Raw genomic sequence first — 14,442 nt, forward strand, 5'->3', positions numbered from 1 at the left:
TGGCGGCTTTTTCTTTTGCGAGGCGAAGGTAGAGTCGATTCTCCTTCTCCCCTTGCGGGAGAAGGTACCCCGAAGGGGCGGATGAGGGGTTTTGCCACGCATACCGAGTATGGGGCGTCCACCCCTCATCCGGCTGCTGCTACCTTCTCCCGCAAGGGGAGAAGGGACTTTATCTTGATGGGCGGTGATCACATCATTGCTGCTGCGGCAGGCCTTTCGCCGTCTTGGCTGCCCGTACACGGTTGGCGAATTCGGCGCGGTAGCCGTAGGGGTCGTCGCCCCTAGCCCCACTCACCAGCGCGATGATATCGTCCAGCTTGAACGTACCGGCATATTTGCCGCCGCGCAGCCATTCGCCGAAACCGGCCACGGCGACAGAGAAGCGCGCATTTCATCGCAGAACGAGACGCGACTGCCCGCGTAGCGATCATAGCTCGCCTCCGGTCGCGCCGGTGCCTCCTGACGATACAATCCCTACAGGCTCGCCAGCGTCGCCTTCAATCTCTCGATCAGCAGGGCCGCGTTGTCATGGGAGAACACCATCGGCGGGCGGATCTTCAGGCTGTGGCCCTCCCGGCCGGTGGCGCTGATCAGCACCTGGCGCTCGCGCAGGCCGTTGACGATGGCGGCGGCCGCCGCGGCATCGGGAGCGCCCTTGGCGTCGACGATGTCGGCCCCGATGAACAGGCCCGCCCCGCGCACTTCGCCGATGCGGCCATCGTGCGCGGCGAGATCCTCCAGTCCGCTCTTCAGCGCGGCGCCGACGTCACGGGCACTCGCGATCAGGCTTTCGTCCTCGATGACGTCGAGCACGGCCATGCCCACCGCGCAGGAGACCGGATTGCCGCCGAAGGTATTGAAATAGCGCACCTCGCGGCCAAAGGCTTCCAGATGCTCGGGCCGTGCCGCCATGGCCGCCATCGGATGGCCATCGCCCATCGGCTTGCCCATGGTGACGAGATCGGGAACCAGGCCATGCCGGGCAAAGCCCCACATGCCGGCGCCGGTCCGACCGAAGCCGGGCTGGACCTCGTCGGCGATGAAGAGGCCGCCGGCGGCCCGGATGGCTTTCACGGCCGGGCGCAGGAAGCCCGGCGGATCTGCGAAGACGCCGTCGCTAGAAAAGATGGTGTCGACCAGCAGCGCCGAGGGCCGGATGCCATGCGCCGCCATATCGGCAATGGCGGCCTTGACCCCATGCGCGAACCCCTCGCCGCTGGTGTCGGCGGAGGTGGGTGCGGGCACCACCCGCACCGTTTCGCCGATCGGGGCGCCCGCGCCGAGCGAGGGCGACATGTGGGCGAGCACGTCGGTCACGCCGTGATAGGCATTCTCGGTGACGATGACGCCCGTGCCGCCTGTCGCCGCCTTGGCCACCCGCAAGGCGAGGTCATTGGCCTCGCTGCCGGTGCAGGTGAACATGATGTTGGCGATCTCGGCCGGCATGGTCGCGACCAGCCGCTCGGCATAGTCGAGAATGCCGTCGGTGACGTAGCGCGTGTGGGTGTTGAGCGTCCCGGCCTGGCGCGCCAGCGCCGCCACCACATGCGGGTGGCAATGGCCGACGCTGGCGACATTGTTATAGGCGTCGAGATAGGCCGTGCCGTCGGGCCCGTAGAGCCAGACACCCTCGCCCCTGACCACATGAACGGGATGGGCATAGAACAGGCGATAGGCGGGACCGAGCACGCGCCGGCGGCGCTCGATCAGGGCCGCTTCCTCGGCGGCGAATCCGGCCGTATTGCTGGGATCGAAGGCATTGACCATCGTCATGAGGGGCGATCCTTGCTCAGATAAAGGTGGAATTCGTCCGCCGCCTGATCAGGCGAGAGCGAGCGCGCCGCCGCCAGGCCCGCCCAAGCCCGGCCGGCATTGCGCATGATGTAGTCGCGATTGTCCGGCTCCAGCGTGCAGCGCCAGGCCGTGATGATGGCCGTCAGCGTCATGCGCCCCTGGATGAGATCGAACAGGCAGGCGATCTCCTTGTCCTGGAGCGGCAAGACGCTGTTGTAGCCGGCGACGAATTGCTTGACCGGCTCCAGGAACGTGTCCCCTGCCCCGACATGATAGGAGGCGGACACGCCGACTTCGTTGACGAGGGGCGCCCGCACCATGTCGCCGAAATCGATGATGCCGGCGAGCTGGTCCAGTGCTCCATCGCTTCCCGGGCCGACCAATATGTTCGAGGGGTTGAAGTCGTTGTGGATGACCTGCGTCCGGAGCCCGGCCGTGAGAGGCAGGGTGCGGGCCTCGAGCCGGTCCAGCACGGCAGTGACGAGGGCACGACGCTCCTCGTCCTCGACATGAACGACCAGCGGCCGCAGACTGGGCGCGTGGGTGAGGTCCCACAACAGGTCGGCCGGGCTGCCGGCATGCTCAAAGCCGTCCAAGGCAAGGTCGAGGCGGGCGAGGCTGGCACCGAGATTACGGCGAAGCGCCGGGCCGCGTTCGAGCTTGGCCAGCGGTGTGCCCGGCAGATAGGTCAGCACGCGCACCAGGCGCGGCGGCTGCCCTCCCTCTTCCAGCCGGAAATAGGCTTGGCCGGCCTGCGTGCAGACCACCCGCGGCACCGGCAGATCGGCATCATGCCGGGCGATATGCAGCAGGGCCTGCGTCTGGAAATCGGTCACCGCCACGTCTTCGGCCGGGTTGACGATCTTCAGGAGAAACTCGCCCCCGTCGCGTGCCAGGAGGCGGAAATTGCTGTCGCGCTCGCCGATCAGGGGGAAGGCTTCGACGTCGAGGGCATAGTGATCGCGGATGAGGGCCTCGGCACGCGCCTTGGAAACAGGCGGGGCCGGCGTGGAGAGAACGGTCGATGTCTGTGGAGGCGCCATGGCACCCTCCGTCTCCCATCCCTCAGGCGGCAACGCAACCCCTGGATGCGGAGAGAGCCCAAGTAATGGTTGGTAAATCGACCAGGGTGTATCTCGTCTAATAGGTCGGCGGTGTGATCGCGCTGACGATCTCGCTGCGCCCGTCCGAGATGTTGCGGAAACGGTGCGGCAGCCGGCTATCGAAATAATAGCCGTCGCCCGGCCCCAGTACCTCGACCCTGCCGTCGACGGTGATCTCGATAGCCCCGCTCAGCACCATGCCGCCTTCCTGCGCCGAATGGGCATAGGCCTCGCCTGAATCGGCACCGGGCGCGTAGGTCTCATGCAGCAGCAGCATGGATTTGTTGGGGTAATCCAGGCCGATGACGCGATGGGAAATCGCGTCCGGCTGTCCGATCTCGGTCAGGTCGGCCGCCCGGTAAAAGGGGCTCTGCGGCAGTGCGGATTTGAGGTCGATGAAAAAGCCCGGCAGCGTCGTGCCGAGCGCATCGAGAACGGCCCGCAGCGTGTCGAGCGAGGGGCTGATCAGGTCCCGCTCGATCAGCGATACCGAGGAATGCGACACGCCCGAGCGCAGGGCGACCTCCCTGACGCTGAGCTTGCGCCGGTGGCGCAATTCGCGCAGCTTGTCTCCGATCTTCATCGTCCCCCTCCGGCCTTCCCAGCATCGGGCCGGTGAATATATTGAACAAGCCCGTCGGGGGCAATTGCGCCGGGCGCCGACGGCGGCAAGTCTTGCGCACCTCGCTTCCCAGAGCATTTTCCCCAAGAAGTCGGTCGACTTCTCGATTGAGAAAATGCGTCGAAACAAAGAATTAGAGAAAAGGCCAGCAATGCTCGACGCCGCCATCCAAGCCCGCATCATCCCTATCAAGGCACCAGGGCGCAGCGCCCTGACCGACAACGCTCCCGTGGAAGCCACCGTGAAGCAGGTGATCGACGAGGTGCGCAAGCGTGGCGACGCAGCGCTGCGCGACTATTCGCGCGAGTTCGACAAGGTCGACGTCGAACGCTTCGAAGTGACCGCCGCCGAGCGCCAGGCCGCCGTGGATGCGCTCGACCCGCAGACCCGCGCCGATACCGAATTCGCCATCGAGCGGGTGCGCGCCTTTGCGCAGGCCCAGCGCGCCACGCTCCAGCCTTTGGAGATCGAGGCCCTGCCGGGGCTGCATCTCGGCCATCGCATCATCCCGATCGCCCGTGTCGGCGCCTATGTGCCCGGCGGGCGCTATCCGCTGCTGTCGGCGCCGGTGATGACCATCGTGCCCGCCAAGGTCGCCGGCTGCGACGAGGTGATCGCCTGCCTGCCGCCGGGCGCCCACCAGGCCATGATCGCCGGCTGCCATCTCTCCGGCGCCGATCGCATCTTCCGGATCGGCGGAGCCCAGGCCATCGCGGCCATGGCCTATGGTACCGAGAGCATCCCGGCCGTCGACAAGATCTTCGGGCCCGGCAATGCCTTCGTCAACGAGGCCAAGCGCCAGGTCTTCGGCCTGGTCGGCATCGACCAGCTCGCCGGCCCCAGCGAGATCTTCGTGGTGGCCGACGAGACGGGAGACGCGGTCACCATCGCCGTCGACCTGCTGGCCCAGGCCGAGCACGACGTGCGCACCCGCGTTGGCCTGATCACCACGCACAGGGCTCTCGCCGAAGCGACCCTGGCCGAGGTCGAGCGCCAGCTTGCCAACCTGCCCACCGCCAATGTCGCCGGCCCCGCCTGGCGCGACTACGGCGAGATCGTGCTGTGCGAGGACGAAGCGGCCATGCTGGCCTATTCGGATTTCATCGCCGCCGAGCACCTGCAGGTCCATACGCGCGACGCCCATGCCACCGCGGCCAGGCTGCGCAATTACGGCTCGCTGTTCATCGGCGTCTCGGCCAGCGTGGTCTATTCGGACAAGTGCTGCGGCACCAACCACACCTTGCCGACCATGGGCGCGGGGCGCTACACAGGAGGCCTGTGGGTCGGATCTTACCTCAAGACCTGCACCCATCAGTGGCTGGACGAGCGCGGCGTCGCCGCAGTCGCCCCGCCGGCTATCCGGCAGAGCGCCAGCGAGGGGCTGGAGGGCCATCGCCGGGCGGCAGCCTTGCGCCTCGCTCCCAAGCAATTGCTTGCGGAGATCGGCGTTTAATTTTTTCACCGGACGCGGGCGCTGCCATTGCCATCGGCGGCCTCGCGGGTTCCGATGAGAGCATTCCATGCGGCGGCGAGCCGCGTGCAACAGACGAGACGGGTCCTTTCCTCGGAAAGCGACAACGCGACGCACACCAGAGACCGAACCAGTGGGGAAGACCGCAATGCGCTTCAGACACCTTCTTCTTGCCTCCGGCATCGCCTTGGGCACCGCTCTTGCCGGCGGCGCGGGCGCTTCGGCGCGCGACCTGACCGTCGTATCCTGGGGCGGGAACTACCAGGACGCCCAGCGCAAGATCTATTTCAAGCCCTTCTCCGAGAAGACCGGCAAGCCGGTGCTCGACGAGGCCTGGGACGGCGGCATCGGCGTGCTGCAGGCCAAGGTCAAGGCCGGCACGCCCAATTGGGACGCCGTCCAGGTCGAGGCCGAGGAACTGGCGATCGGCTGCGCCGACGGCATCTACGAGACGCTCGACTGGAACAAGCTCGGCGGCAAGGACAAGTTCATCGACAGCGCCGTCAGCGATTGCGGCGTGGGCGCCATCGTCTGGTCGACCCAGCTCGCCTATGACGGCGACAAGCTGAAGGAAGCGCCGAAATCCTGGGCCGATTTCTGGGACACCAAGAAGTTTCCGGGCAAGCGCGCCCTGCGCCGCGGCCCCAAATACGCTCTTGAATTCGCGCTGATGGCCGATGGCGTGGCGCCCAAGGACGTCTATACGGTGCTGCGCACGCCCGAGGGCGTCGACCGCGCCTTCAAGAAGCTCGGCGAGATCAAGAGCGACATGGTCTGGTGGGAATCAGGCGCCCAGCCGCTCCAGCTCCTGAAGTCGGGCCAGGTGGTGATGACCTCGGCCTATAATGGCCGCATCACGGGCATCAACAAGACCGAGGGCACGCATTTCAAGGGCGTGTGGCCGGGCTCGATCTACGCGGTCGACAGCTGGGTGATCCTCAAGGGCAGCCCGAACAAGGATGCTGCGATGGATTTCATCGCCTTCGCCAGCCTGCCGGAGAACCAGTCCAAGCTGCCTCAGGACATCGCCTACGGCCTGCCCAACAAGGCAGCCGCCGCGGCAGTGCCAGCCGATCTCGCCGTCGACCTGCCGACCTCGCCGGCCAACATGACGGATTCGGTCTCCATCGACACCGAATTCTGGAACGACAACATCGAGGACCTGACCAAGCGTTTCAATGCCTGGCTGGGGCAGTAGAGAATACGAAGGTTTGGTCATTCCGGCGCGTTGCGGCATGGAATGCTGCAACGCTGACCCGGAATCGCGTTGAATTCAGCCCTATTGTGCTTGCGGTCCCGCATCTGCATCGCATCACTTCATGCCGCAATGCGTGCGGGATGACACGCATCCCCCCGGGCCCAGCATCCCGCAAGGAGCTTTTCGGATCCGATGGACTCGTTCATTCACTTCGACGGTGTCAGCAAATCCTTCGGCACGATGAAGGTCGTCGACAATCTTGACTTCCATGTCGGACGAGGCGAGTTCGTCAGCCTGCTCGGCCCCTCCGGGTCCGGCAAAACCACCCTCCTGATGATGTTGGCCGGCTTCGAGGCGCCTACCAGCGGCGCCCTGCTCGTCGACGGCACGCGGGTGGAGAACCTGCCTTCCTATAAGCGCAACATGGGCGTGGTCTTCCAGAACTACGCCCTGTTCCCGCACATGACCATTGCCGAAAACGTCGCCTTCCCGCTCAAGATGCGCGGCGTCGGCCGGGCCAGGCGCGACGCCAGGGTCGCCAAGGCCCTCGATCTCGTCCGCCTCGGCCATCTCAAGGACCGCAAGCCCTCCCAGCTCTCCGGCGGCCAACAGCAGCGCATCGCCCTCTCGCGAGCCCTCGTCTACGAGCCCAAGGTGGTGCTGATGGACGAACCGCTCAGCGCGCTCGACAAGCAGCTGCGCGAGCATATGCAGCTCGAGATCCGCGAGCTCCACCGCAAGCTCGGCCTCACCGTCATCTTCGTCACCCATGATCAGGGCGAGGCCCTGACCATGTCCGACCGGGTCGCCGTGCTCAATCTCGGCAAGATCGAGCAACTCGACACACCATCCGGCCTGTACGACCGCCCGCGCACGCGTTTCGTTGCCGAGTTCATCGGCGAGACCAATCTGCTGGACGGCACCCTGAAATCCTGTTCGGACGGCCTCGCCACCGTCGAGTTGGCTCTGGGGCCGACCGTCTCCTGCCGCACCGAGCTCTCGCCCCGGCCGAACGCGCCGGTTCTGGTCTCCGTGCGGCCCGAAAGACTGCATCTGAGCGACGCGCCGGCCCTGGCCAACACGCTGCCGGTCCGTATCGAGGACGACGTCTATCACGGCGATCACGTCCGCCTGCATCTCAGGAGCGGCGAACGCCGGCTGGTGGCCAAGGCCGACAGGCGCGAGGCCAGCCGCCCCATCGGCTCTGACGCCCATGTCGGCTTCGCCGCCGACGACTGCACGCTGGTCCTGCCATGACGCCTGCCGCGCGGCTCAAGGCCGCTCTCCTGGTGCTGCCCCTCATCGCCTTTCTCGGCATCTTCTTTCTGTGGCCGCTCGGCATGATGATCGTCACCTCCGTGCAGGGCGGCACCGTGCGCCACGCCTTCCCGCTCACTGCCGAGGCGATCGCCGGCTGGAAGGGCGACGGCCTGCCGCCGGCCGAGGTCCAGGCTGCACTTGCCAAGGATCTGCGCACGACAATCCCGCAGGAGCAGTTCGGCGATGCCGTCCGCGCCCTCAACAGCCAGCAGGCGGGCTTCCGTACCCTGCTGCCCAAGACGGCGACGGCCGTGCGCAACGCGCCGGAGAACAGCCCGCCGCCCCTCGCGGGCATCGATCCACGCTGGAACCAGCCCGCCTTCTGGCTGGCGCTGAAGCGCTCGATGCCGGCCTATACCGACGCCAACCTGCTGGCGGCGGTCGACCTCAAGCGCGCAGATGATGGCAGCGTCGCCAATGTGCCGCCCGATATGGCGGTAAACCGCATGATCATGCTGCGCACCTTCGTGATCGCCCTGCAGGTCACGCTGCTCTGCGTCGCCATCGGCCTGCCCTTCGCCATGCTGGCGGCCAGCGTCACCGGCTGGAAGCGCAATCTCTTGCTGCTCGCCGTGCTGCTGCCGCTCTGGACCTCGCTGCTGGTGCGCACCGCCGCCTGGATGATTCTCCTTCAGGAGAACGGCCTGATCAACCAGACGCTGAAGGCCCTCGGCCTGATCGATGCCTCGCTGCCACTGATCTACAACCGCACCGGCATCCTCATCGCCATGACACATGTGCTGCTGCCCTTCATGGTGCTGCCGATCTATGCCAGCCTCGTCGCCATCCCGCGCAATCTGATGCCGGCGGCTGCCTCGCTCGGCGCCCCGCCGCTGCGGGCCATGCGCCACGTCCTGCTACCGCTGGCCATGCCGGGCGTGCTCTCGGGCTCGCTGCTCGTCTTCATGGTGGCGCTCGGCTACTACATCACCCCGGCTTTGGTCGGCGGCCCGAATGAGCAGATGATCTCCTCGGTGATCGCCTTCTATGCCACCGGCACCGCCAATTGGGGCATGGCCGGGGCACTGGGCGTCTTCCTCCTGGTGCCGACCACGGTGCTCTATTTCGTCTATGGACGACTCTCGCGCACGTCGATGGTGCAGACATGACGGGATTGGGCAAGAGCTCCTTCAACGCCCTGCGCCTTGCCTTCGGCGCACTGGTGGTGGCGTTCCTGGTCATCCCGCTGGCGGCGATCCTGCCGCTGGCCTTCACCGACAGCGTGTTCTTGACATACCCGATGACGGGGCCGTCGACCCGCTGGTTCGACACCCTCGCCACCAGCGAGGCGTGGCAGCGCTCGATCGTCAACTCCATGATCGTGGGCACCGGCGCGACGGTGCTGTCCACCGTGGTCGGCACGCTCGCCGCCCTCGGCCTCCGGCGCAACCTCGTGCCGTTCTCCGGCGTGCTGCGCTCGATCTTCCTGCTTCCCATGGTGGTGCCGGCGGTGGTGCTCGGCGTCGGCATGCAGATCCTCTATGCAAGGCTCGGCCTCGCCTCCTCCTATGCCGGCGTGATCATCGCCCATGCCGTCCTGTGCGTGCCTTTCGTGCTGGTCAATGTGTCCGGCTCGCTCGCCAGCATCGATCCCGCCCTGGAGCGGGCGGCGGCCAGCCTCGGGGCTTCGCCCGGCACCGTCTTCCGCGCCGTGACCTTCCCGCTCGCTCTGCCCGGTATCCTCACCGGCGCGGCCTTCGCCTTCGCTACCTCGCTCGACGAGGTGGTGATCACCCTCTTCGTCGCCGGGCCCAACCAGACCACGCTGGCACGGCAGATGTTTTCTTCCTTGCGCGAGAACATCAGCCCGGCCATCGCCGCGGCCGCCTTCCTGATCATCCTGATCACGCTGATCCTGGCCCTGGCTGTGAAGGGAGCCGCGATCCTTGCTTTGCTCGGCAAGCGCAAGCAGGTGCTGCCGGCGGAGGAGTGATACCTGTTCGGCACGTCATGACGCCCCAGCACGTGCGCCATGTCACGGCGACATAGCGGCGCCTGAGCAAAGATATCGGCAAGTCAGTCGCGTAGGAGCCTTTGCTCCACCGAAAAGCGTGAGAGTACCATGCCGAGTACCGCCATCGACATCCTGCCCAATCCGACGCGCCGCCAGGTCGCCGCTCTGCCGCTTCGCGAAAAGGACGGCCGTATCGAGGTCTGCCTGGTGACCACCCGCACCACCCATCGCTGGACGGTGCCGAAGGGGTGGCCGATCAAGGGGCGCAAGGATCATGTCGCCGCGCGCATCGAGGCCGAGCAGGAAGCGGGGCTGACCGGCAAGCCGCGCAAGAAGGCGCTCGGCTCCTTCGTCTACTGGAAACGCCTGACCGATCGCTTCGAACGGATCAAGGTCAATGTCTATCCCCTGCGCGTCACCGGCATGCTGCCGGTCTGGAAGGAACAGGCCGAGCGCCGCGTGCAATGGATGGGCCTGGGCGATGCCTCCATCATCGTGGACGACCCCGGCCTCGCCAGGCTGCTATCGGGCCTGAAGCCTGCCATGGCGCCGTAGGGTCGGGCTCACCGAATAGAGAACGCCCCTTCCCGGGACCGCCAGCATGTTGCCGGCTCTTTCCGCCCGTACCGGCCGCCCCTCCAGCAGGCAGCAACATGCTGGCGGTCCCAGGAAGAAGTACGGTCCGCGCGAGGCGGAGGTATAAGTACCGTTGTGATCCGGCCTAAGCGGCCAATTGCTCGATGCAGACCTTTCGAACGCAGTCCCTCAGCCAGCGATGGGCCGGGTCGGCGTCGAGGCGTGGGTGCCAGAGCAGCGAGATCGTGATCTCCGGCAAGGCGAATGGCAGTGGGAAGCAGAACATCCCAGCACGCAGCCGGCCGGTGGAACGCTCCGGCACGGTGGCGACCAGGTCGGTCGCACGGGCTAGGGCCAGGGCTTCGGAAAAACCGCTGACGATGGTCTCGATGTTCGGCTTGAGCCCGAGTGCCTCGAGCCGGCCATCGTCAGGCCCCTTATAGAGGGCCCGGCGGGAGATCAGGACGTGACTTGCCTGCGCGTAGCGGGCCGGCGTGATCGGTGCCCCGCTCAGGGGATGTCCCATCCTGACCACGCCGACGAACCGATCGCGGAACAGGGCCTGCGCACGCACTTCCGGCCCCGTCGAGTCACCGATGACGCCCGTCTCCAGATCCACGCTGCCATCGCGCAAAGGCGTGCTCTCCTTGTCGATTTTCGGCACGAAGCGGAGCGTGACCCCCGGCGCCTGTTCGCGGATATGAGCTATGAGATCGGCTCCGAAATTCTCGACGAAACCCTCCCTGTTGCGAAGGGTGAAGGTTCTCGTGAGCTTTTTCAGATCGAGCGCTTCCGCAGGACGAAGAACGCTTTCGACCGCCTGGACGAGCGGGCCGACCCGTTCGCGCAGTTCCAGCGCCCGCGGCGTCGGCACGAGGCCGCGGCCGGCCCGCACGAGCAGGGGATCGCCGGTCGTCTCGCGCAAACGGGCGAGGGTGCGGCTCATCGCCGAAGGGCTGAGCCGCAGGCGGCGGGCAGCCCCGGCGACACTGCCTTCGGTCAGCAGCACGTCTAGGGTGATGAGGAGATTGAAATCGGGCAGCGACATAGGCCCGATCATAGCACCCACCCGCACTCCTGGCATGCCGCCTCATGCACGAATGAAGTGCAAATGATGCGTGTTTCGCCATGCCGGGCGCAGGCTTATCCTCCAGCGGTTCCTCCCTTCAGAACCGCGGAAGATCCAATTCATGCCGAAATCAGCCACGAGAGACGATGCAAGGATGCACGAACGGCCCGCTCCCATGTTCCATGGCGCGCTGGTCGGCCTTTGTCTGTGTATCCTGCTGTCGTCGCTCGGCACCAGCATCGCCAATGTCGCCCTGCCTTCCCTGGCCTCGGTTTTCTCGGCTTCATTCGAACAGGTGCAGTGGATCGTTCTGGCCTATCTGCTGGCAATGACCACTTTGGTCGTCAGCACCGGGCGCCTGGGAGACATCATCGGCCGGCGCAGGCTGCTGCTGGCCGGGCTCTTCCTGTTCACGGCCGCCTCGGCCTGCTGCGCGATGGCACCGACATTCGCGCTGCTGGTGGCCGCACGCGCTGTCCAGGGCCTCGGTGCCGCCATCATGGCGGCACTCGGCATGGCGATGGTCGGCGAAGCCGTTTCCAGGGAGAGGACAGGCAGCGCCATGGGGCTGCTCGGCACGATGTCGGCGGTCGGCACCGCCTTGGGGCCATCGCTCGGCGGCTTCTTGATTTCCGCCCTCGGCTGGCGGAGCATCTTCCTGGTCAACATTCCCCTGAGCGTGCTCGCCTTTTGCCTTGCCGGCCGCTTTCTTCCTGCCGACGGCGACAAATCCCAGCATGTGCGCAGCCGCTTCGACAGCCTCGGCACGTTGCTGCTGGCCGCAACGCTCGCCTCCTACGCCCTGGCGATGACCACTGGGCGCAGCGCTTCCGGCTGGATCGGCACCGGCCTCGTGTTGGCAACACTCATCGGAGGCGGGCTCTTCCTGCTGGTGGAGGCGCGCGTCAGGTCGCCTCTGATCCAGTTGGCGGCCTTCCGCAGCGAGGGACTGAGTGTCAATCTGGCCACCAGCGCCCTCGTCGCCACGGTGATGATGACGACCTTCGTCGTCGGGCCGTTCTATCTCGCCCGCGTCCTCGCGCTCGACGAGGCGGTGATCGGCGTGGTGATGGCGGTGGGACCCGTCATTTCCATCGCGAGCGGTGTCTTTGCCGGCCGTATCGTCGATCGTCTGGGCGCCCCGCGCCTGATCCTCGTCGGCCTCGCCGAGATGGCGCTCGGGGCCATCGTCCTGTCCGCCGCAGGCCCGGCATTCGGCGTCGCGGGCTATCTAGCCGGCATCGCCGTGCTGACCCCGGGCTATCAGCTCTTCCAGGCCGCCAACAACACCGCCGTGATGGCGAGCGTTCCGGCGGACCGGCGGGGCGTGACGTCAGGCCTCATCACCCTGTCGCGCAATCTCGGCCTGATAACCGGGGCCTCGGCCATGGGCGCCGTCTTCCACCTCGCCGCGGGAACGGGCGATATCGCCAAGGCCGCTGCGCAAGCCGTCTTCTTCGGCATGCAGGCAACTTTCGGGACCGCGGCGCTCCTGATGGTGGCCGCGATCATCCTCGCCGCCGGAACGCGCGTTGCGGCGGGCCGTGCCGGACAAGCCCAGGACTCGCCCTGAGTTGCCAATGCACGGTTCGCCGAATGGAGAAAAGCTCCGGATTGTCATAGCCGGGCTCGCCCCGGCTCGACGATGTGGAAACCACCGCGCTGGCCTCAGCCCTGGGCCCCCATCGCAGCGGGATCCATCCACACGATCTCCCAGACATTGCCGTCGGGATCCTCGACGCTGCGGCTCACCATGAAGCCGTGATCCTGCGCCGGGTTGGGATCGGCCTTGCCGCCCGCTTGCGTGGTGCGAGCGAGCGTGGCGTCCACCGCGTCGCGGGTGTCGACATTGAGGGCGATCAGCGCCTGGCTCCATTGGCGCGCATCACCGATCAGGCGCTGGGTGAACTGGCCGTAGCGCTCATGGGTGAGCAGCATCACCACGATCGCATCGGAGAGCATTATCGATGTGGTCTGCTCGTCGGAAAATTGCGGGTTCACCTCGCCGCCCAGGGCGACATAGAATGCGGTGGCGGCGGCGAGATCGCGCACCGGCAGGTTCAAGAAAATCATCCTGGCCATCATTTCCTCCTTCACCGAATGGGCGAGTTGTCCTATTCTCTCGCTACCATGTTAGTAAATAGAAAGTATCTTAATGTCAAGATACTTTCTATCGAGAGACTTGCCGATGGACCGCGCCGATACCGCCGTCGAACAATGGGCTCGCGAACGACCCGACCTCCCCTCCTTGCCGATGGCGGTGTTCGGCCGCCTGTCCGATGCGTCCGAACGGGTGCTGCGCGACCATATGAACCCGCTCTTCGCCGCAGCGGGCCTGCAGCCCGGCGAATTCGACGTCCTGGCCACGTTACGGCGTTCGGGCGAACCCTATATGCTTTCGCCGACCCGACTCTATGAAGCGGCGATGATCTCCTCGGGCGGCATGACCAATCGCCTCGACAGGCTGGAACGCGCCGGGCTGGTCGAGAGGCGCCCCGATCCGAATGATCGTCGCGGCAAGCTGATCGCCCTCACCGAGGCCGGCAAGGCGGTGATCGACGAGACCATCGCGCGCCACGTGGCCAATGAGGAGCGGCTGTTGTCGGTGCTGACGCGGACGGAGCAGGAGACCCTCAATGGCCTGCTCCGAAAGCTGATCACCGCACTTTGATTCAACCGGGCAGCCGCTGCATCAGCGGCTGTAACTGCGGCTGCGCTTCCGCCACCAGATTGACGCCGGCTTCATACTGATGAAAGCCGTCGAAATCGCCCTTGCCGATCGGGCAGCCGGCGAGGCGCAAGATCGAATAGGCCATGCCGAGGTGAAAGAAGAAGTTCGGCAAGGCATATTGGGTGACGAAGTCGACGGCCCTGGCCTCGAACACGGCCTGGCCGGCCTTTTCCCGCACCAGCCTGGCTTCCCCGCCGGCAAAATCGCGTCGCGAAACGCTCCTGAGCCGGGCGATGGTGCTTCCCAGGAGCAGGCGGATGTCTTCGATCGAATCGATCGGGCCGTCATCCAGCATGATCGGCTGCTGCAGCACCGGATTGATGGCGCGGATGGAAAAGCCCAGGGCGATCCGAACCTGCCACTTCAACGGGAACATGTTCGGCTGCAAAGCGAGGTTGAGAACCTCCGCCTGCTCCGTGCCCTGGTGCTGCAGATGCTCGGCCGTCTTGTCCAGGATCGCATCGAGATTGCTGAGATAGCGTAGGAAAACCGGTACGGAAACGTCGAAAAGGTCAGCCATGGGCTTGCTTCCCCGGACGGCCTCGGGCCGCCCACATGGATATGCCTGCAGAATTCCACATCCGGCCGAGGAGGACCGGCCGAC

General features: G+C 66.0%; 14 protein-coding genes and 1 pseudogene. 8 read left to right on the top strand and 7 right to left on the bottom strand.

The genetic code is table 11. The features are described from left to right. Positions 1-193 precede the first annotated feature (193 nt). The 4 genes and pseudogenes from C5L14_RS12615 to C5L14_RS12630 all read right to left on the bottom strand — a co-directional run. Positions 194-379: pseudogene (locus tag C5L14_RS12615) on the bottom strand (YfbK domain-containing protein); the annotation flags it as partial. Between the two features lie 95 nt (positions 380-474). Beyond that, positions 475-1,773 carry an aspartate aminotransferase family protein gene (locus C5L14_RS12620; RefSeq protein ID WP_105862382.1) on the bottom strand — a complete coding sequence of 433 codons (1,299 nt, stop codon included), beginning with the start codon at positions 1,771-1,773 and terminating at the stop codon, positions 475-477. After that, positions 1,770-2,837, bottom strand: coding sequence for a phosphotransferase (locus C5L14_RS12625; protein WP_105862383.1), 1,068 nt, complete (start codon positions 2,835-2,837; stop codon positions 1,770-1,772). The genes C5L14_RS12620 and C5L14_RS12625 overlap by 4 nt, the downstream gene beginning before the upstream one ends. A gap of 97 nt (positions 2,838-2,934) precedes the next feature. Next, positions 2,935-3,480, bottom strand: a complete 546-nt coding sequence (locus tag C5L14_RS12630) for a cupin domain-containing protein (RefSeq protein WP_105862384.1) — start codon at positions 3,478-3,480, stop codon at positions 2,935-2,937. A 190-nt stretch (positions 3,481-3,670) separates the two neighbouring features. Between C5L14_RS12630 and hisD the strand changes: the two genes are divergently transcribed. The 6 genes from hisD to C5L14_RS12660 all read left to right on the top strand — a co-directional run bounded on the left by hisD (position 3,671) and on the right by C5L14_RS12660 (position 10,017). Then, on the top strand, positions 3,671-4,972 hold the full coding sequence (gene hisD, locus C5L14_RS12635) for a histidinol dehydrogenase (RefSeq protein ID WP_105862385.1): 1,302 nt from the start codon (positions 3,671-3,673) through the stop codon (positions 4,970-4,972). A gap of 166 nt (positions 4,973-5,138) precedes the next feature. Continuing rightward, complete coding sequence (locus C5L14_RS12640; protein WP_105862386.1) at positions 5,139-6,188, top strand: ABC transporter substrate-binding protein; 1,050 nt, start codon at positions 5,139-5,141, stop codon at positions 6,186-6,188. 192 nt (positions 6,189-6,380) lie between these two features. Further along, positions 6,381-7,445, top strand: coding sequence for an ABC transporter ATP-binding protein (locus tag C5L14_RS12645; protein ID WP_105862387.1), 1,065 nt, complete (start codon positions 6,381-6,383; stop codon positions 7,443-7,445). Beyond that, positions 7,442-8,617 carry an ABC transporter permease gene (locus C5L14_RS12650; RefSeq protein WP_105862388.1) on the top strand — a complete coding sequence of 392 codons (1,176 nt, stop codon included), beginning with the start codon at positions 7,442-7,444 and terminating at the stop codon, positions 8,615-8,617. The genes C5L14_RS12645 and C5L14_RS12650 overlap by 4 nt, the downstream gene beginning before the upstream one ends. Further along, positions 8,614-9,441, top strand: a complete 828-nt coding sequence (locus C5L14_RS12655) for an ABC transporter permease (protein ID WP_105862389.1) — start codon at positions 8,614-8,616, stop codon at positions 9,439-9,441. The genes C5L14_RS12650 and C5L14_RS12655 overlap by 4 nt, the downstream gene beginning before the upstream one ends. Before the next feature lie 129 nt (positions 9,442-9,570). Beyond that, positions 9,571-10,017, top strand: coding sequence for an NUDIX hydrolase (locus C5L14_RS12660; protein ID WP_105862390.1), 447 nt, complete (start codon positions 9,571-9,573; stop codon positions 10,015-10,017). 166 nt (positions 10,018-10,183) lie between these two features. Here the strand turns inward: C5L14_RS12660 and C5L14_RS12665 are convergent, their stop codons facing one another. Further along, positions 10,184-11,086 (bottom strand): LysR family transcriptional regulator, encoded by a 903-nt coding sequence (locus tag C5L14_RS12665; protein WP_105862391.1) that lies wholly within the window; start codon positions 11,084-11,086, stop codon positions 10,184-10,186. Positions 11,087-11,261: 175 nt separating this feature from the next. Here C5L14_RS12665 and C5L14_RS12670 point away from each other — a divergent pair, with 175 nt between their 5' ends. Then, positions 11,262-12,680 carry an MFS transporter gene (locus tag C5L14_RS12670; protein ID WP_245443368.1) on the top strand — a complete coding sequence of 473 codons (1,419 nt, stop codon included), beginning with the start codon at positions 11,262-11,264 and terminating at the stop codon, positions 12,678-12,680. A gap of 95 nt (positions 12,681-12,775) precedes the next feature. Here the strand turns inward: C5L14_RS12670 and C5L14_RS12675 are convergent, their stop codons facing one another. Continuing rightward, positions 12,776-13,189 (bottom strand): VOC family protein, encoded by a 414-nt coding sequence (locus C5L14_RS12675; RefSeq protein ID WP_105862393.1) that lies wholly within the window; start codon positions 13,187-13,189, stop codon positions 12,776-12,778. A gap of 106 nt (positions 13,190-13,295) precedes the next feature. On the opposite strand from C5L14_RS12675, the gene C5L14_RS12680 reads away from it, so the two are divergent. Continuing rightward, entirely contained in the window at positions 13,296-13,778 is a 483-nt protein-coding gene (locus tag C5L14_RS12680; protein WP_105862394.1) for a MarR family winged helix-turn-helix transcriptional regulator, read from the top strand. A 1-nt stretch (position 13,779) separates the two neighbouring features. On the opposite strand, the gene C5L14_RS12685 is transcribed toward C5L14_RS12680, so the two are convergent. Next, positions 13,780-14,358, bottom strand: a complete 579-nt coding sequence (locus C5L14_RS12685) for a DUF1993 family protein (RefSeq protein WP_105862395.1) — start codon at positions 14,356-14,358, stop codon at positions 13,780-13,782. Between the last annotated feature and the right edge of the window lie 84 nt (positions 14,359-14,442).

This window comes from Labrys okinawensis (assembly GCF_002982075.1).
Taxonomy (GTDB): domain Bacteria; phylum Pseudomonadota; class Alphaproteobacteria; order Rhizobiales; family Labraceae; genus Labrys; species Labrys okinawensis_A.